This is a genomic window from Nocardiopsis sp. FR4, assembly GCF_009830945.1.
Classification (GTDB): Bacteria; Actinomycetota; Actinomycetes; order Streptosporangiales; family Streptosporangiaceae; genus Nocardiopsis.
In genome coordinates, this window is sequence record NZ_VWVV01000004.1 from 290,901 (window position 1) to 308,879 (window position 17,979).

Below are 17,979 nucleotides of genomic sequence, written 5' to 3' on the forward strand. Positions count from 1 at the left end.
TCCCGCGTCCTCATGAGGGCGGCTACCCGCATGGCCTCCGCGCAATCACCATTTCGAGACCTTTCCGTGACCTTTTCCGGGTTGCGGAGCGGAGGCGCACACGCAACGGGGCCGCCACCGGTCGGTGGCGGCCCCGTGCGGGGTCGCGCGGCGCGCGCGGAACCGGCCTACCTGGCGATCAGCTGGCGCAGCACGTACTGCAGGATGCCGCCGTTGCGGTAGTAGTCCGCCTCACCCGGGGTGTCGATGCGCACCACGGCGTCGAACTCCACGCCGGTGTCGGTGCTGACCTTCACCGTGGCGGGGGTGCGGCCCTCGTTCAGCTCCGTCACACCGGTGATGGAGAAGGTCTCCTCGCCGGTCAGGCCGAGGGAGTCCGCGGACTGGCCCTCGGGGAACTGCAGGGGCAGCACGCCCATGCCGATGAGGTTGGAGCGGTGGATGCGCTCGTAGGACTCGGTGATGACCGCGCGCACGCCCAGCAGGCGGGTGCCCTTGGCGGCCCAGTCGCGCGAGGAGCCCGAACCGTACTCCTTGCCGCCCAGGACGACCAGCGGGATGTCCTGCTCGGCGTAGTTCTGCGCGGCGTCGTAGATGAACGACACCGGGGCGTCGGGCTGGGTGAAGTCGCGGGTGTAGCCGCCCTCGGTGCCCGGCGCGATCTGGTTGCGCAGGCGGATGTTGGCGAACGTGCCGCGGATCATCACCTCGTGGTTGCCGCGACGGGAACCGTAGGAGTTGAAGTCGCGGCGCTCCACACCGTGGGCCTTGAGGTACTCGGCCGCCGGGGTGCCCGGCTTGATGGCGCCGGCCGGGGAGATGTGGTCGGTGGTGACCGAGTCGCCCAGCTTGGCCAGGACCCGGGCACCGGTGATGTCGGTGACCGGCGCCGGGGTGGTGTCCATGCCCTCGAAGTAGGGGGGCTTGCGGACGTAGGTGGACTCGTCCTCCCACTCGAAGGTGTTGCCGGTGGGCGTGGGCAGCGAGCGCCAGCGCTCGTCGCCCGCGAAGACGTCCGAGTAGGCGGACTCGTACATGTCCGAGGCGATCGCGGAGTCCATGACCTCCTGGATCTCCTCGGCGCTCGGCCAGATGTCGGCCAGGAAGACGGGCTCGCCGTCCTTGTCCACGCCCAGGGGCTCGGTGGTGATGTCCACGTCGAGCGACCCGGCCAGCGCGTAGGCGACCACCAGCGGCGGCGAGGCCAGGTAGTTCATCTTCACGTCCGGGTTGATCCGGCCCTCGAAGTTGCGGTTGCCGGACAGGACCGAGGTGACGGCCAGGTCGTGGTCCTGGACGGCCTTGGAGATCTCCTCCGGCAGCGGGCCGGAGTTGCCGATGCAGGTGGTGCAGCCGTAGCCGACCAGGTTGAAGCCCAGCTTGTCCAGGTAGGGGGTCAGGCCGGAGCGCTCGTAGTAGTCGGTGACCACCTTGGAGCCCGGGGCCAGGGAGGTCTTGACCCACGGCTTGCGGGACAGGCCCCTCTCCACCGCCTTCTTGGCCAGCAGGGCGGCGCCGAGCATGACCGAGGGGTTGGAGGTGTTGGTGCAGGAGGTGATCGCGGCGATCACCACGGCGCCGTGGTCGATCTCGGTCTCGGTGCCGTCGGCCATGGTGACCTTGACCGGCTTGTGCGGGCGGCCGCCGTTGGCGGCGTGGGAGGGGGCGTCGGAGGCCGGGAAGGACTCCTCCACCGACTCGTCGACGCCGTCCTCGACGTAGTTGCGCACGTCGTGGCGCCAGGTGCTCTTGGCCTGCGCCAGCGCGATGCGGTCCTGCGGGCGCTTGGGGCCGGCGATCGAGGGGACCACCTCGGCCAGGTCCAGCTCCAGGTACTCCGAGAACGCGGGCTCGTTGGCCGGGTCGTGCCAGAAGCCGTTGGCCTTGGCGTAGGCCTCGGTCAGGGCGACCTGCTGCTCGGAGCGGCCGGTCAGCCTCATGTACCGGATGGTCTCGTCGTCGATCGGGAAGATCGCGGCGGTGGAGCCGAACTCCGGGCTCATGTTGCCGATGGTGGCGCGGTTGGCCAGCGGCACCGAGGCCACGCCCTCGCCGTAGAACTCGACGAACTTGCCGACCACGCCGTGCTGGCGCAGCATCTCGGTGATGGTGAGCACCAGGTCGGTGGCGGTGGTGCCGGGCCTGAGCTCGCCGGTCAGCTTGAAGCCGACCACGCGCGGGATGAGCATGGAGATGGGCTGGCCGAGCATCGCGGCCTCGGCCTCGATGCCGCCCACGCCCCAGCCCAGGATGCCCAGGCCGTTCTGCATGGTGGTGTGGGAGTCGGTGCCCACACAGGTGTCGGGGTAGGCCTGGCCGTTCCGGCTCATGGTGACGCGGGCCAGGTGCTCGATGTTGGCCTGGTGCACGATGCCGGTGCCGGGCGGGACGACCTTGAACTCGTCGAAGGCGGTCTGGCCCCAGCGCAGGAACTTGTAGCGCTCGTAGTTGCGCTCGTACTCGATCTCGACGTTGCGTTCGAAGGCGTCGGGGCGGCCGAAGAGGTCGACGACGACGGAGTGGTCGATCACCAGCTCGGCGGGGGCGAGCGGGTTGATCTTGTCCGGGTCGCCGCCCAGGTCGCGCACGGCCTCGCGCATGGTGGCGAGGTCGACGACGCAGGGGACGCCGGTGAAGTCCTGCATGATCACCCGCGCGGGGGTGAACTGGATCTCCTGGTTGGGCTGCGCGTTGGGGTCCCAGTTGCCCAGGGCCCGGATGTGGTCGGCGGTGACGTTCGCACCGTCCTCGGTGCGCAGGAGGTTCTCCAGCAGCACCTTCAGGCTGTAGGGAAGCCGCTTGGAGCCCTCAACGGACTCCAAGCGGAAGATCTCGTACGACTCGTCGCCAACGCGCAACGTGTCACGGGCGCCGAAGCTGTTCGCGGACACGGTGTCTGCCTCCTGATCTCGCCACTGTGTTCCCAGCATCCTGCCCCATGGGGCAGGTGCGGGACCTACTGAGTCCGCCCTGACCGGACGCCGGGGGCGTCAGGGCCGCGGGGGTGGCCTCCCCCGCCTTCCGGCCGCCACCGGAACCGCTGTGACCTGCGGTGACGCACCTGGTCACCAACCGGGTGCCCACGGAACGCGAGCGCCCGCCACTCGCGGGTCCGGACGCCGCCGAGCGGTCAACCTCACACGGCCGCACCGGTGCGGGCCGGGGGGAGGACCCCGCAGTTATCTTGATGTCAAGGTATCTGACTTGTATCTCGATATCAAGTTATCGGGCGGGCTCTCCCCCCGCGCGGCCGCCCCCGGCGAAAGGCCGGGGGGCGGCACCGCTCCCCGCCTCAGTCCAGCTGCGGCGCGACCTTCGACGCCACCAGCTCCAGGTGGTCCAGGTCGGACATGTCCAACACCTGCAGGTACATGCGCTCGGCCCCAGCCTCGGCGAACCGGCCGATCTTGTCCACCAGCTCGTCCGGGCTGCCGGCCAGGCCGTTCCGCCGCAGCTCCGGCACCTGGCGGCCGATCCGGTCGGCCCGCCGGGACAGCTCCGCCTCGTCCCTGCCCGCGCACAGCACCTGCGCGGCCGAGTAGACCATCGGCGCGGTGCGCCCCGAGGCCCGCACGGCGGCGCGAGTGCGCTCGAAGGCGGCCGCGGTGTCCTCCAGCGAGGCGAAGGGCACGTTGTACTCGTCGGCGTACTTGGCGGCCAGGCGCGGCGTGCGCTTGGGGCCGGTGCCGCCGATCAGCACCGGCGGGCGGGGACCCTGCTGGGGCTTGGGCAGCGCGGGGCCCTCCGCCAGCCGGTAGTGCTTGCCCTCGTAGCGGAAGGTCTCGCCCACGGGGGTGGCCCACAGGCCCGTGATGATGTCGAGCTGCTCCTCGTAGCGGTCGAAGCGCTCGCGTGCGGTGGCCGGGAAGGGGATCCCGTAGACCGCGTGCTCCTGCTCGAACCAGCCCGCGCCGAAGCCGAACTCGACCCGACCGCCGCTCATGCGGTCGACCTGGGCGACGGAGATGGCGAGGGGGCCGGGGTAGCGGAAGGTGGCCGCGGTCATCAGCGTGCCCAGGCGGATACGGGAGGTGTCGCGGGCCAGGCCCGCCAGGGTGATCCAGGCGTCGGTGGGCCCGGGGAGGCCGCTGACGTGATCCCCCATGTGCAAAAGATGGTCAGACCGGAACAGGGCGTCGAAGCCAAGGTCCTCCGCGGCCCTGGCGACGGCGAGCTGGTCATCGTAGGTGGCCCCCTGTTGGGGCTCAAGGAAGATCCTCAGGCGCATACGCCCCATTTTCTCCCACAGCGGGGGGCAGACCGAATCCGCCGCGCGGTTAGCGTGGAATCAGGCGCACCGCGCCCCGCCTCCCCGCGGAACCGATCCCCGTCCCCCGAGCGATAGCCACCCACGTGAAGCTGCTCCGCCGCGCGCGCCGCCGCGCCCCCGACTACGGCCCGGACAGCACCGACGCGGTGCTGCTGGCCGCCGTCGCCGCAGGCCAGACCCACGCCCTGGAGATCCTGCACCGCAGGCACGCCACCTGGCTGCGCGCACGGCTGCGCTACCGCTGTTCCGACCCCGACCAGCTCGACGCCGCCCTGCAGGAGACCTTCCTGGCGGTGTGGCGCAACGCGGGCTCCTTCACCCCGCGCCCGGGCGACACCGACGCCGGGGCGTGGCTGTGGACCATCGCGATACGCCAGCTCATCTCGCAGCTGCGCAAGCGCGCCAACCACTGGATCTCCGACAGCGACGCCGACTACGAGACCATCGGCGACGCCTCCGCCGAGGACACCGTGCTGCTCAACATCGAGCACGGCCCCCTCGGCGCGGCCCTGCACTCCCTCTCCCCCGAGCTGCGCTCGGCCATCCAGGCCACCGTGCTCGACGGCCTCACCGTCCGCGAGGCCGCACAGATACTCCAGATCCCCGAGGGAACCGTCAAGACACGGGTGATGCGCGCCAAGGCGCGCCTACGGGAGGCACTGACTTGAGCTGGCACCTGACCCCTGCCCAGGCACACGAGTACGCCCACCACCGATCCGACGACGTCACCGCCATGTCCGTGGAGGCCCACATCACCCGCTGCGCGCCCTGCCGCGACCTGCTGCCCGACGACGAGGCCTGGCTGGCCCGCAGCTGGGCCGACCTGCGCGACGTCGTGGACCGCCCCCGGCGCGGCCCGGTCGAGTTCCTGCTGTCCCGGCTGGGGGTGGGCGAGGGCACCGCCAAGCTGCTGGCCGCCACCCCGGGGCTGTACCGGGCCTGGCTGCTGGCCACGGTCGTGGTGCTGGCCGCCGCCCTGCTGGCCGCCCACCACCTGCCGCGGGGCTCGCTGATGTTCGCCTTCACCGCCCCGGTCGTGCCCCTGGTGGGCGTGGCCCTGGCCTACGGGCGCGGTGTGGACCCCGCGCACGCCCTGACCTCGGTCACCCCGCTGTCCGGCCAGCGGCTGCTGTTCCTGCGCACCAGCGCGGTTCTGGTGCCCGCGCTGACCCTGTGCACGGCGGCGGCCCTGCTGCTGCCCTCGGCGCGCACGCCCTGGTCCGCGGTGTTCTGGCTGCTGCCGGCGCTCACGCTCGTCGCGGGTTCGCTCGTGCTCAGCCGCTGGCTCCCCCTGGGCGCGGCCAGCACCGTGGTGGGGACCCTGTGGCTGACCGCCCTGGGCGCCCTGACCGCCTCCGGTGGCACCGAGCCGCTGCAGCTGCTCGCCCCCCAGGCGCAGGCCTGGTGGGCTGGGGCGCTGATCGCCCTGGTCTGCGCGATCGCCTGGCGGGTGAGAACGGCGTGAGCACGTTGAGCGCACCGGTCCACGTGCGCGGGCTCACCCGCCGCTACGGCACCCGCACCGCCCTGGAGGGCCTGGACCTGGACCTGTGGCCCGGGGTGACCGGGCTGCTGGGCCGCAACGGCGCGGGCAAGACCACCCTGCTGCGCTGCCTGGCCACCGACCTGGAACCCAGCGCGGGTCGGATACGCCTCCTGGGCCGCGACCCCGAGCGCGCGGCCGAGCGGGCCCGGATCCGCGCCCGCCTGGGCTATCTGCCGCAGAACCCCGAGTTCTACCCCTACTTCACCGCGTTCGGGCTGCTGGACTACATGGCGGTGCTCAAGGAGCTCGGCGGGCGCCGGGCCCGCCACGACGAGGTGCGGCGCGGCCTGGAGCGGGTCGGGCTCACGGACCGGCGGCACAGCCGGATCCGCCGCCTGTCCGGCGGTATGCGCCAGCGCCTGGGGCTGGCCGCGGCCCTGCTCGGCGACCCCGAGGTGCTGCTGCTGGACGAGCCGACCATCGGCCTGGACCCCGAGCAGCGCATCCGGTTCCGCGGCCTGGTCTCGGAACTGGGCGTGCGCAGCACCGTGGTGCTCTCCACCCACCAGATCGAGGACGTGGCCGCGCTGTGCCAGCGGGTGGTCTGCCTGGACGAGGGCCGGGTGGTCTTCGACGGCACCCCGGGTGAGCTGGTGGACCGGGCGCGTGGACACGTGTGGGACCACGACGGCCACCCGGGCCGGGGCCACACGGCCTGGCGGCTGGCCGACGGGCGCTACCGGGTGCTCACCCCCACCTCCGCCCCCGCCGGGCCCGGCCTGGAACCGGTCGAGCCCACCCTGGAGGAGGCCTACCTGCTGCTCACGGGTGCGCGATGAGCCCCGCCCTCCCCCGGAGTGCGGGCACGTTCGCCCGGCTGACGTGGTTCAACACGGTGCGCCTGTGCCGCAACCCGCTGCTGCTGCCCGGTACGGCGGTGGGCTCCTACCTGGTCCTGCGGCCGGACCTGTACTATCCCGCGGGGCTGCCCATGTGGGAGGGCTGGTACGACGACACCACCACCACCGCCACGCTCGTGGGCGTCCTGATGTTCGTCGCGACCGCCTTCCCCGCCATGCGCGAGGCCCGTTACTCCGCGGCGGTGGTGGCCCCCCTTGGCCGGAGCGGTCGGGTGCTCTCGCTGATGGCGGCCTCCGTCGCGGTGAGCACGGCCCTGACGGCGCTGGCGGCCGGGTGGGAGCTGTGGCTCCTCTCCTCGCCCCCGGCGGGCACGCTGAGCCCGATGGCCCTGCCCACCCCGTTCCTGATGGCGGCGGCGGGCCCCCTGGCCTCGATCGCCCTGGTGCTGTGGACGCGCTCGTACCTGCCGCTGGTCCTGGCGGTGCTGGCCGTACCCGCCTACTGGCTGTACGGCCTCGCCCTGGCGGAGTCCCGGTTGCAGAGCGCGGTCTCCCGGGTGGAGTGGGCCGCGCGCGTGGCCCTGCACCCGTTCACCATGCGCGCCCCCGCCGTCACCGACGTGGCCGCCCACTTCCTCGCCTACACGGCCCTGGTGGTGGCCGCCCTGGTGTTCCTGGGCCTGGCCGCGCGCGGACACCGCGCCCGGCGCACCGTCTGCCTGGCCGCGGTCGCCGCGCTGCTGGCGGGCGCGGGGGGCACCGTGCTGCACGGGCGCTGGGCGCAGCCGCGGGACGCGCCCATCGCCGACAGCCGGATCCACGGAGCCCCGGAGGAGCCGTGCGAGGACAGGGAGGGCATCACCTACTGCCCGCTGCCGGGCTTCGAACCGTGGGTGGACCACTGGCAGGCGGCGCTGGTCCCGGTCCTGGATCCGCTGCCCGAGCGGGCGCTGGAGCCCGGGCTCGTCGTGTGGCAGGAGAGTTCCTCCTACACGCGGGGCCTGGAGGTGCCCGAGGAGCGCTCCGTCGTCGTCTACTCCTATCTGGATCCGGACGATGCGTACTGGCGCGCGGACCTGGCCGTGAACACCGGACAGGCCGTGGTGGGCCTGCCCTCCCCCTACGGAATCGACGCGTGCCGGGCCGACGGCCAGGCGCGCATGGTCCTGGCGGCCTGGTTGGGCGCCGCCGCGGTCGGGGAGGACCGTTCACAGCAGGTGGAGGCCCTGGCCATGGGCATGTTTCCCCGCCTGCCCTCACCGGTCGACCTGGAGACGGGACTGGCACTGACGGAGATGCCCCCGGAACGGGTGGGCCGGGTGCTGGAGGAGCACTGGGAGGAGCTGTCCGCGCCGGAGACGGACACCGCTGACCTGGCCGACCTGTTGGGGGTCGAGCTCCGGGAGACCTCCACCGCGCCCGCCGACGGCGCGGACTGGGACCGGGTCTACCCCGAACTGGGCTACGGGGACCTGTCCCCCGACCCGTGGTCGCTGACCTGGCCGGTGTGCTCCTGACCGGCGGCGGACGGGGCCTCCGACCGGGAGGGGCGGCGGCACCCCCGATGACATCCGGTCGTAGGATGGGTCGTGTGAAGAACCCGTACTGGCACGTCGTGCTCCCCCCGCTGGGCGCCTGACCGGGCGCACCCCCTCCTCTTCCCTCCCGTGGCAAGAGCGGCGGCCCCTCGCCGGGGCCGTGTTCGTCGTGCGCCCGTCTCCCCTGCCGGAACACACGACGACGAAGGACCACGACCGTGTCAGAACGCTCCCTCTCCCCCTCCCGCCCCTCCGGCACCGCCGCCCTGGCCCGGGGCCCGCTCCCGATCCTGGCCGCGGCCGTGCTGTGGGGCACCACCGGAACCGCCAGCTCCCTGGCGCCCGCCAGCGCCCCGGCCGCCGCCATCGGCTCCGCGGGCCTGGTCCTGGGCGGCCTGCTGCTGTTCCTCACCGGCCGGGGCTCGCTGGCCCTGCTCCGGCACGGGGACCGGCCCACCCGCGGGGCCCTGGCCCTGGGCGCCGTGGCGGTCGCCGGATACCCGCTGTCCTTCTACCCCGCCGTGGCGCTGGCGGGCGTGGCGGTGGCCACGGTCATCACCCTGGGCAGCGCCCCGGTCTTCGCCGGGCTGCTCGCCTGGCTGACCGGGCGGGGCCGCCCCACGGCGCGCTGGACCGCGGCCACCCTGGCCGCGGTGCTGGGCTGCGCGGTGCTCGTCCTGGGCTCCGAGCTCACCGGAGCCGAGGCGGTGCGCCCGGCGGGCGTGCTGCTGGCCCTGGTGGCCGGGCTGTCCTACTCCGCCTACACGCTCGTCGCCGAGCGGCTGATCCAGCGCGGGCACCCCTCGCAGGCCGTGATGGGCACGATGTTCGCGGGCGGCGGGCTGGCCGTGCTCCCGGTGGTCCTGGCCGCCGGAACGGCCTGGCTGGCCACGGTCAGCGGCGCCCTGGTGGCCCTGCACCTGGCGGTGTTCACCGTGTTCGCGGCCTACTGGCTGTTCGGGCTGGGGCTGCGGCACACCTCGGCGTCGGTGGCCACCACCCTGACCCTGGCCGAACCGGCGGTGGCCGCGCTGCTGGGCGTGCTCGTGGTCGGTGAGCGCCTGCCCGCCGTGTCGTGGGCGGGCCTGGCCGTGCTCGCGCTGGGCCTGGCGATCCTGCGCGCCCCGGCCCGCCGGTAGGAGGGGTGCGGGGCCGCGGGACGGCCCCGCACCGGCTCAGTCGCGGTGGCGGCGGGCCGGGTGGACCGGCTCCAGCACCGCCAGGCACTCCACATGATGGGTCATCGGGAAGGCGTCGAAGGCGCGAAGACCCACCAGGCGGTAGTCCAGGCGGGCGAACTGGTCCAGGTCGCGGGCGAGGGTGGCGGGGTCGCAGGAGACGTAGGCCACCCGGCGCGGACGCGTTCCGGCCACGGACCGCACCACCTCGGCGCCCGCGCCCGAGCGGGGTGGGTCCAGGACCACCACGTCGGAACGCACGTCGGCCCACTCGCGCAGCTGGGCGGCCACGTCGCCGCGCTCCACGCGCACCTGCGCCAGGTCCCTGAGGTTGTACCGTGCGTCGCGGACGGCCTCGGCCCCGCTCTCCACGCCCATGGCGCGCCCCTCCGGGCCCACCGCCTCGGCCAGCGCGCCGGTGAACAGGCCCGCGCCGCAGTACAGGTCCAGGGCGGTCTCGCCGGGCTTGGGCTCCAGGGCCCGCATGACGGCGTCGGTGAGGACGTCGGCGGCGGCCGGGTGCACCTGCCAGAAGCCGCCCGCGCTGACCCGGTACTCGCGGCCCGCGGCGCGCTCGCGCACGCCCCGGCGTCCGCGCACCTGCTGGAGGCGTCCGCCCTTGAAGCGGCGCAGCACCGCGCTGGAGGTGCCCAGCTCGGGCAGGGCGCCCAGTTTGGCCCCCAGGGCGGTGACCACGACGGCGCGGTCGGCGCAGCTGGCGGAGGCCACCGCCTCGACGTCGCGCACACCCTCCCAGTGCGCGTCGGTGACCGCGAGTTCGCCCACCCCCGGGTGGGCGATCAGGCAGCGGTCGACGGGCTCGATGTCGTGGGAGCGGTGGCGGCGCAGTCCGGCGCGTCCCTCGGTGTCCACGGCGAAGCGCACGCGGGTGCGCCAGCCCAGGCCGTCGGGGGTGCCGGGAAGCTCCTCCACCACGACCTCGCGGTCGATGCCGGCGATGCGGCGCAGCTGGTCGGAGACGACCTTGGCCTTGAGGGCGCGCTGGGCCTCCAGGGAGGCGTGCTGCCAGTCGCAGCCGCCGCACCGGCCGGGACCGGCGAACGGGCAGGGGGCCCGCACCCGGTCGGGCGAGGCGTCGAGCACCTCGACGGCGTCGCCGCGCAGGAAGCGGGAGGTCTCCTCGGTGACGCGGACGCGGACGCGCTCGCCGGGCAGGGCGTGGCGCACGAAGACCACCTGGTCGTCGCGGCGCCCCACGCACCAGCCTCCGTGCGCGACGTCGTCGACGGTCAGTTCGAAGTCGGTACCCACACGGGTCATGGCGGTGTCCTCACAAGGGTGGTCGGGTCACGTGACGGGTGACCCTGCGCGCACAGCCACCAACCGTTCCCAATCTACCGGCCGGCGGGCACCGTCCGTGCTGGCCTCGGACGGCCCGGGGGCCGACGCGCGCGTCGGACGCATCTGTGCCAAGGTGGACGCAGGCGCGCGCGGCGCGGTGGTCGGCTGTCTCGACGGGAGTGCGGACGAGGTGCACATCGTGATCATGGGGTGCGGTCGCGTGGGTTCCACGCTGGCGCACACCCTGGTGGACCTGGGACACACGGTGGCGGTGATCGACCAGGACCCCGAGGCGTTCCGGCGGCTGCGCGGTTCGGTGGCCAAGCACGGCGTGCGGGGCTCCGGGCACGACCGGCAGGTGCTGCTCTCGGCGGGGATCGACCGCGCGGGGGCCTTCGCCGCGGTCAGCAACGGCGACAACTCCAACATCATCTCGGCCCGGGTGGCCCGGGAGGCCTTCGGGGTCGAGCACGTGGTGGCGCGGATCTACGACCCCCGCCGCGCCGAGGTCTACCAGCGCCTGGGCATCCCCACCGTGGCGACGGTGCGCTGGACCGCCGACGCGATCCTGCGCCGGATGGTGCCGGGGGACGGGCGGCTCACCGCGGGCCCGGAGTGGCAGGACGCCTCCGGGACCCTGGCGATGACCGAGCTGACCCTGCCGCCGGGGTGGGCCGGGCGGCGCGTGGGCGAGCTGGAGGACCGGGCGCCGTTGCGGGTGGCCTACCTGACCCGCCGTGGGCGGATCGTGCTGGTCCGCTCCGACGACCCCCTGGAGGAGGGCGACGTGCTGCACGTCATCGCCCACGGGCGCGACCTGGACGGGTTGCGGCCGCACGAGGACGAGACGGGGCGTGGGTGAGATGCGGATCGCGATCGCCGGAGCCGGGAGCGTGGGCCGCTCCATCGCCACGGAGCTGGCGGGCAACGGCCACGACGTGCTGCTGATCGACCGGGACACCCGGGCCATCGGGGTGGACGACCTGCCGCAGGTGGAGTGGCTCCTGGCCGACGCCTGCGAGCTGGCCACCCTGGAGGACGCCCGCCTGGGCGACTTCGACGTGGTGGTCGCGGCCAGCAGCGACGACAAGGTCAACCTGGTGGTGTCGCTGCTGGCCAAGACCGAGTTCGCGGTGGAGCGGGTGATCGCCCGCATCAACGACCCCGACAACGAGTGGCTGTTCAACGAGTCGTGGGGGGTGGACCTGGCGGTCTCCCCGCCCCGGCTGATCGCCGACCTGGTCGAGGGGGTCCCCGAGGAGGAGGCGGACCCGGAGGGGTCGCTGCCGCCGCTGCCCGGCGCGGAGATCGCCGAGTCGGTGCTGCACGCCGAGAGCCGCTTCGCCGGGGGTCCGGAGGGCGCGCTGACGGAGGCGCTGCCCGAGGGGGTGGCGCTGGTGGCGGTGGTCGGCCCCGGCGGCGTGCGCCCGCCCGACCCCGCACGGACCCTGTCGGTGGGCAACACGGTGGTGTTCCTCGCCGAACCGGAGTCCCTGGACGCCCTGGAGTCCCTGCTGGCTCCCCCGGAGGGCTCCGAGACCCTCTAGACGCACCGGCCGGGCGGGACGCCCGGCGGTTCCTCCACGACCGCGAGGGCACGGCAACGCACGTCAGGAACCCATCACACCCTCAGGGACATTGTTCCCCAAAGGGATGGAACGGAATTCTGACCCCATATACGGATATCCCGAAAACAGGGCATGACATGAATCCGATTCCGCGCCGTTCCAAGGTGTTCCAGCACGGAGCAGCGAGTTCCACGAAACTCCACCGCGCGACCCGAATGAGGGCATAGGCGCAGCTAGAGCGCTTGTTACAGAAAATGACACCTACACACCCTCTGTCCCGCTTCCAAACTTCCCCCTGCCTGCCATAGTGGGATGCGGCGAGGGACAGTGGTTACCCCCTGAACGCACACATATGCGTCGGATGCGGGTTCCCTCCCTGTTCGCCGGATACCACCCTCACATCAAAGGAGATGTTCCGTTATGGCTGGCACCTGGTACGAGATTTACATGCCCGCGGGGTCCCGAGCCGTCCCCTGGTCCAAGGTGGTCGTCACCGTCGTGGTGATCTTGCTGGTCATGTACGCCATGGTGATCGGTTACGAGGCCCCGGCCGCCGTCGCCCTGGCCTCGGCCGCCGGCTACGCCGCGGTGTCCGTGGCGCGCCGCCTGTTCCGTTAGTCGAGCGGTATGAACAACGTTTCCCAGCGACCGAGAACGATCCATGCGCTCCTGGACCAGCACTTCCCGCCGGACCGGTACTCCCAGGAGGACCGCATCGGTGTGCTGCTGTTCTTCATGCGCACCCAGGGGCTGGTAGAGCTCACCTGGTCGTCGGTCCTCCGGAAGAAGGAGGCACCCGCGGGTCTCCTCCACGACCTGCTCAACGGCCGCACGGACGCTCTGCGCTCGGCCGCCGGCCGTCAACACGGCCACGCCTTTCCGCAGGTACTGCTCAACACCAAGGAGGGCGAGAGGCTGGCCTTCTCGGCCGCCGAGCTGCGCTCCGCGTTCCGGAAGGAGTACGAGAGACTGCGCAGGAACATCGACCAGCGGACCCCCATGGGGGCCGCCGACCTGCGCGAGCGCGGGTACCAGCTGACGGGACAGCGGTCCCAGGAGCCGGTGGACGAGCTCTGCGACCCCCGGCGCGTACATTCCTTTCCGGACCTGGTGCGCGCCCTGGACGCGCTGCGCGTCGCCCACGGCACGCCCCCGTGGAGAACGATGGCCAAGCTGTCCGAGAAGAAGACCGGGGGACTGGGCGACCACCTGCACCAGACGCGCTCGCACAGCGCGTTGCGCAGACTGGTCGAGCCGCGGGCCAGGCCGACGCTGGTGTCGGTGCTGGCGTTCGTGCGCGGGTGCGGTGTGCTCAGTCCCGCGGACGCGCAGGAGTGGATCCGGGCACACGCCCGGGCGGTGATGTCGGCGAAGCCGCGAAGACCGGGGTGAGCGCGCCCGGGGTCCTGCCTCGGGGCGGGCGGGGCCCGCCTCCCCGGCGGCCCCTACTCCCGGCCGTCCTCCGCCCGGACGGCGGCCCCGTCCTCCAGCGGGGTGCGGCCCCGGGCCAGCACCCAGACCATGGCGGCGAAGGCGGCGACCTGGAGCGGCCAGCCCATGGCGATCTTGGACAGGCCCAGCAGGCCGAAGGTGTCGGCCCAGCCGTAGGTGTCGGCCATCCACAGCGGGTACTGCACGAGCACGCGGATCACGCAGGGCAGCACCAGCAGCCAGGTCAGGCGCGAGGCCAGGGCGACCACGGCCGGGTTGGCCCGCCAGGAGGTGAAGTCCTCCTTGCTCCCGATGAACGGGCCGATCATCAGGCCGATGGCGGGCCAGCGCACCAGCACCGACAGGCTCAGCACCACGGCGTAGACGGCGTTGTAGATGATCCCCGGCAGGAAGGCGTCGGCGGCGTTGCCGCTGCGCATCGCGAACACGGCGGCGATGCCGATGCCGAACAGGCTGGTGACCACGTACTGCACCGAGGAGCGCTGCAGGAGCCGGACCCCGCCCAGGAACAGGGCGGCGGCGACGCCGAGGCCGATGGACAGCCGCAGGTCCGATCCGATGATGTAGGAGACGGTGAAGGCCAGGGTGGGCATGGCCGCCTCGACCATCCCGCGTTTGCCGCCCAGGGCCTTGGCCAGCTGGGAGCGCACGAGAGCCTCGACCGTGTCCTCTGTGACCGCTGGGGCGGATGCCCGGTCCGTCTCCTCCGCCCCGGTCCGCGGGGCGGCCTCCTCGGCGCCGTGCTGCTGCTCAGTCATCCTGCTCCCGGTCCGGTCGTGGGTCGTCGCTGCCCGGCGCGGGCCGCGCCCGCACCGCGGTGCCCAGCCTACGCGACCCGGTGCGCACGGAGTGTATCGAGTCGCGTGCGCTGTGTCCGGTGGCACCGTGTCGGTCCGGTGTCACCCCGGCCGTCCAGATCCGCCGGGGCGGCCACCCTGGCGCGCGCGGCCCGTGGTCCGTACGCTGGCCGCCAGAGCCGACCGCGAGCGAGGATGCCATGCAGCCGAACACGTCCCCGGAGCACCTGGAGTTCGCCGCCGCTCTGGACCGGGTCCTGGCCCGGCCCGGCGGGTCGCACGTGTGGTCGCCGTACTCGGTGGGCACGGTGCTGGCCCTGCTGGCCACCGGTGCGGCCGGGGAGACGTTGGACGAGCTGCGCGCCCTGCTGGGCGCGGAGCCCGCGGACGTGCTGGAGTCCCTGGACGCGGCCGTGGCCGCCGACCCCGGACTGGAACTGGCCGCCCTCAACGGCCTGTACGTGCCCGCCGACCTGAAGGTGGTGCCGGATTTCGAGGCGCGCGTGCGCGGGCGGGCGGGAGCCGAGGTGGAGCACGCCGACTTCACCCACGACGCCGACGGAGTGCGCTCCCGGATCAACCGCCGGGTGGCGGAGGTGACACGCGGCCTGATCCCCGAACTGCTCCCCCCGAACAGCGTCCACCGCGACCTGCGGATGCTGCTGGTCAACGCGCTGTGGGTGAAGGTGACCTGGCCCGAGCCCTTCGATCCCGGCCTGACCCGGGACCGGCCCTTCCACGCCCCGGGCGGCAGGCGGCGGATCCCCACCATGCACCGTTCGGCGCGCCTGCGCCACGCACGGGCGCGGGGATGGAGCATGGTGAGCCTGCCGGGCGACCACGAACTGACCCTGGACGTGCTGCTGCCCGACGAGCGCACGGCCTCCCCCGGACCGGTTCCCGCCGGGGTGCTCGCGGAGCTCTACCGTCGCGGCGCGTCCCAGCAGGTGGAACTGGCCCTGCCGCGCTTTCGGGTGGAGACCGAGACCTCCCTGCTGGAACCGCTGGCGGCCCTGGGCGTACGCCGGATCGCCACCGGGGACGCCCGATTCGACGGAATCAGCGCGGAGTCGCTGCGGGCCGACGAGATCCTGCACCAGGCGGTGCTGCGTGTGGACGAGAGGGGCGCCGAGGGGGCCGCCGCCACGGCGGTGATGATGCTTCGAGCCTCGGTCACGCCCTCCCGGCCGGTCCGGTTCACGGTGGACCGCCCCTTCGCCTTCGTGCTGCGCCGCCGCGGGGCGGTCCTGTTCCTGGGCCGGGTCAGCGATCCGGTGGACCCCGGCCCGGCCTCCTGAGCTCCGGTCAGGTCTCGAACACCTCGAAGGTGGTGGCGAGCGGAACACCGGACCACTCCCCCGACTGGGCGGCCATCCGGGGCAGGAAGCCCTTCTGGTCGAAGTCGCCGAGGTTGGCCAGGTAGACCTCGTGGGCGGCGAGGGAGGCCACGCCCGCGGCCAGGTCGTCCTCGCTGAGCTCCACGTAGTGGGTGGCTCGGGGAGAGGCGCCGAAGGCCACGAAGCGCACCCCCGACCAGGGGGTGAGCCCCTCCTCCGTCTGCTCGCGGAACACCCACCGGTTGGCGGCGTCGCGGACGGCGTCCAGCAGGGCCGGGCCGAGCACCCGGTGGTCGGCGTGGTTGAAGCCGCCGCCCCCGCCGAAGTGCTCGCGGAAGTTGATGGAGACGACCACGTCGGGCTGGTGGCGGCGGATCGCGGCGGCGAGCGCGGCGCGCAGTTCCAGTCCGTACTCCAGGGTTCCGTCGGGGAAGTCGAGGAACTCGACGGTGGCCGCGCCCACGGCCGCCGCCGACGCGCGCTGCTCGGCCATGCGCAGCGGCGCGCACTCCTCGGGTGCGATGCTGTCGATGCCCGCCTCGCCCTTGGTGACCAGCAGTTCCACCACGTCCTTGCCCTGGCCGGTCCAGCGGGCGATGGCGGAGGAGCAGCCGAACTCCAGGTCGTCGGGGTGGGCCACCACGGCCAGGGCGCGCTGCCAGTCCTCGGGCAGCGGCCGGGGCACGCTGTTCTCCATCGTCTCTGTCATGGAGCACAGACTACGGAAGGAGCGGCGTGCCCCCGGCACGGTTTCGTCCGCAGGGGGTCAGACGGACTGTCCGGAACCACCCGCGGCACCGTTGGGTGAGTGGCCCGCGTTGCCGCGCTGGGCCGCCTGCTGGGCGGCGCGCGCCTTGGCGGCCTGAGCCATCTGCTCCTGGACCTCCTTGGGCACGGTGATCGACAGCAGTTCGCTGGGCGGCACGGGCTGGTCGCCGCGCACCACCACGATGTTGGCGAAGAGCTGCTCGATCTCGGCCATCAGCTCGGGCTTGACCGCGCCCTCGCCGCGGATCACGCCGCGCAGCACCCAGCGCGGGCCGTCCACGCCGATGAAGCGCACGCGCTGGCCCAGCTGCTTGCCGTCCTCGGTGGTGCGGCCCTTGACCGGTATCACGGCCCTGAGCTCGGGACCGAAGGTGCCGTCGTGGTCCTCGGCCTTGCCGCCCTGTTTGAGGACCTGCTCGCGCAGTTCCTCGCGCATCTCGTCCCACAGCCCGGAGGACTTGGGCGCGGCGAAGGGCTGCACCTGCAGGGCGCTCTTGCCGCGCACCAGGGTCACCCCGATGATCTTCTGCTTGCCCTGCCGGTCCTGGGCCACGTTGACCTGGATCTCGGTGCCCTGCTCCATGGGCAGGCGCATGCTCCCCAGGTCCATCCGCCTGGCCTCGGGGAACTCCTCGGCCTCGTCCCAGGGCCCGGTGGCGCGGTGGCGGTCGGCCTCCTTGGCCGGCTGCTCCCGAGCCCTCTCGGGCTCGATCTCGTTTCCGAAGGAGACGGCTCCGGCGGCGCCCTCGCTTCCGGGCGCGGCCTCCGTCCCCGTTCTGTCGGTCTTGTCGTCCCGCTTCTTGCGGCGGCGTCCGAACACGCCTTCACCTCTTCGCTCTACGTTGGACCCGGGTGGGTACCGGGGTTGCGTGGCGCCGTCACCGTTGTGCGGCGTGTCCCCCGGTCGAACCGAAACCGCCCGTCCCCCGGGGCGACTCCGGCAGGGAGTCGGCCTCGGTGAACACCGCCCGTTCCACGCGCTGGACGACCAGCTGCGCGATCCGGTCGCCCCGGGCGAGCTTGACCGGGGTGTCCCTGTCGGTGTTGAGCAGGGTCACCCTGATCTCGCCCCGGTACCCGGCGTCGACCGTGCCCGGCGCGTTGACGATGGTGAGTCCGCAGCGCGCGGCCAGACCCGAGCGCGGGTGCACGAAGGCCGCGTATCCGTCGGGCAGGGCGATGGCCAGGCCGGTGGGAACCGTGGCCCGCTCCCCCGGGTCCAGGACGACGTCGACGGCGGTGCACAGGTCCGCACCCGCGTCGCCGGGATGGGCGTAGGCGGGCAGGGGGAGTTCGGGGTCCAGGCGGTGGACCGTGACGGAGACTCCTCCGCCTTGCTGGGATGTGGTACTCACATTCGCCGAGCCTATCGTTCCCCGGGGGCTGGACCGGTGCCGCGCACCACCGCGCGGGGGCGGCGCCG

The 17,979-nt window shown here is 73.0% G+C and carries 17 protein-coding genes; 10 read left to right on the top strand and 7 right to left on the bottom strand.

The features are described 5' to 3' along the window. Positions 1-167: 167 nt before the first annotated feature. Together acnA and FYW95_RS07665 are read right to left on the bottom strand one after the other, a co-directional pair. Positions 168-2,891, bottom strand: a complete 2,724-nt coding sequence (acnA, locus tag FYW95_RS07660; RefSeq protein WP_159943794.1) for an aconitate hydratase AcnA — start codon at positions 2,889-2,891, stop codon at positions 168-170. A 401-nt stretch (positions 2,892-3,292) separates the two neighbouring features. Then, entirely contained in the window at positions 3,293-4,228 is a 936-nt protein-coding gene (locus tag FYW95_RS07665) for an LLM class F420-dependent oxidoreductase (protein ID WP_159943793.1), read from the bottom strand. A 125-nt stretch (positions 4,229-4,353) separates the two neighbouring features. Between FYW95_RS07665 and FYW95_RS07670 the strand changes: the two genes are divergently transcribed. The 5 genes from FYW95_RS07670 to FYW95_RS07690 all read left to right on the top strand — a co-directional run bounded on the left by FYW95_RS07670 (position 4,354) and on the right by FYW95_RS07690 (position 9,293). Then, positions 4,354-4,938, top strand: coding sequence for an RNA polymerase sigma factor (locus FYW95_RS07670; RefSeq protein WP_159943792.1), 585 nt, complete (start codon positions 4,354-4,356; stop codon positions 4,936-4,938). Further along, positions 4,935-5,735 carry a zf-HC2 domain-containing protein gene (locus tag FYW95_RS07675; RefSeq protein WP_159943791.1) on the top strand — a complete coding sequence of 267 codons (801 nt, stop codon included), beginning with the start codon at positions 4,935-4,937 and terminating at the stop codon, positions 5,733-5,735. Before FYW95_RS07670 ends, FYW95_RS07675 begins: the two co-directional genes overlap by 4 nt. Further along, positions 5,732-6,595, top strand: coding sequence for an ATP-binding cassette domain-containing protein (locus FYW95_RS07680; protein WP_236567906.1), 864 nt, complete (start codon positions 5,732-5,734; stop codon positions 6,593-6,595). Before FYW95_RS07675 ends, FYW95_RS07680 begins: the two co-directional genes overlap by 4 nt. Next, positions 6,592-8,133 (top strand): hypothetical protein, encoded by a 1,542-nt coding sequence (locus tag FYW95_RS07685; RefSeq protein ID WP_236567905.1) that lies wholly within the window; start codon positions 6,592-6,594, stop codon positions 8,131-8,133. Before FYW95_RS07680 ends, FYW95_RS07685 begins: the two co-directional genes overlap by 4 nt. A 239-nt stretch (positions 8,134-8,372) precedes the next feature. Continuing rightward, positions 8,373-9,293 (top strand): EamA family transporter, encoded by a 921-nt coding sequence (locus FYW95_RS07690; protein ID WP_159943790.1) that lies wholly within the window; start codon positions 8,373-8,375, stop codon positions 9,291-9,293. A 36-nt stretch (positions 9,294-9,329) separates the two neighbouring features. Here FYW95_RS07690 and FYW95_RS07695 read toward each other — a convergent pair whose 3' ends face one another. Next, complete coding sequence (locus FYW95_RS07695) at positions 9,330-10,613, bottom strand: class I SAM-dependent RNA methyltransferase (RefSeq protein ID WP_159943789.1); 1,284 nt, start codon at positions 10,611-10,613, stop codon at positions 9,330-9,332. Positions 10,614-10,824: 211 nt separating this feature from the next. Here FYW95_RS07695 and FYW95_RS07700 point away from each other — a divergent pair, with 211 nt between their 5' ends. From FYW95_RS07700 to FYW95_RS07715, 4 genes are all read left to right on the top strand, one after another. Further along, the gene (locus tag FYW95_RS07700; protein WP_159943844.1) at positions 10,825-11,496 is read left to right on the top strand and encodes a potassium channel family protein; all 672 of its coding nucleotides are present in this window, start codon (positions 10,825-10,827) and stop codon (positions 11,494-11,496) included. Next, positions 11,489-12,181 (top strand): potassium channel family protein, encoded by a 693-nt coding sequence (locus tag FYW95_RS07705; RefSeq protein WP_159943788.1) that lies wholly within the window; start codon positions 11,489-11,491, stop codon positions 12,179-12,181. Before FYW95_RS07700 ends, FYW95_RS07705 begins: the two co-directional genes overlap by 8 nt. A 441-nt stretch (positions 12,182-12,622) precedes the next feature. Further along, positions 12,623-12,820 carry a hypothetical protein gene (locus tag FYW95_RS07710; RefSeq protein WP_159943787.1) on the top strand — a complete coding sequence of 66 codons (198 nt, stop codon included), beginning with the start codon at positions 12,623-12,625 and terminating at the stop codon, positions 12,818-12,820. A gap of 9 nt (positions 12,821-12,829) precedes the next feature. Then, positions 12,830-13,594 carry a hypothetical protein gene (locus FYW95_RS07715; protein ID WP_159943786.1) on the top strand — a complete coding sequence of 255 codons (765 nt, stop codon included), beginning with the start codon at positions 12,830-12,832 and terminating at the stop codon, positions 13,592-13,594. A 53-nt stretch (positions 13,595-13,647) separates the two neighbouring features. Here FYW95_RS07715 and FYW95_RS07720 read toward each other — a convergent pair whose 3' ends face one another. Continuing rightward, positions 13,648-14,412, bottom strand: a complete 765-nt coding sequence (locus tag FYW95_RS07720; RefSeq protein WP_159943785.1) for a DUF3159 domain-containing protein — start codon at positions 14,410-14,412, stop codon at positions 13,648-13,650. A 239-nt stretch (positions 14,413-14,651) separates the two neighbouring features. On the opposite strand from FYW95_RS07720, the gene FYW95_RS07725 reads away from it, so the two are divergent. Continuing rightward, entirely contained in the window at positions 14,652-15,749 is a 1,098-nt protein-coding gene (locus FYW95_RS07725; RefSeq protein WP_160050206.1) for a serpin family protein, read from the top strand. Between the two features lie 7 nt (positions 15,750-15,756). Here the strand turns inward: FYW95_RS07725 and FYW95_RS07730 are convergent, their stop codons facing one another. From FYW95_RS07730 to dut, 3 genes are read right to left on the bottom strand one after another with little or no spacing between them, the layout of a single operon-like run. Continuing rightward, on the bottom strand, positions 15,757-16,497 hold the full coding sequence (locus tag FYW95_RS07730) for a PIG-L deacetylase family protein (protein WP_159943783.1): 741 nt from the start codon (positions 16,495-16,497) through the stop codon (positions 15,757-15,759). 57 nt (positions 16,498-16,554) lie between these two features. Beyond that, on the bottom strand, positions 16,555-17,376 hold the full coding sequence (locus FYW95_RS07735) for a DUF3710 domain-containing protein (protein WP_159943782.1): 822 nt from the start codon (positions 17,374-17,376) through the stop codon (positions 16,555-16,557). Between the two features lie 58 nt (positions 17,377-17,434). Further along, entirely contained in the window at positions 17,435-17,911 is a 477-nt protein-coding gene (gene dut, locus FYW95_RS07740; protein ID WP_159943781.1) for a dUTP diphosphatase, read from the bottom strand. Positions 17,912-17,979: the final 68 nt, after the last annotated feature.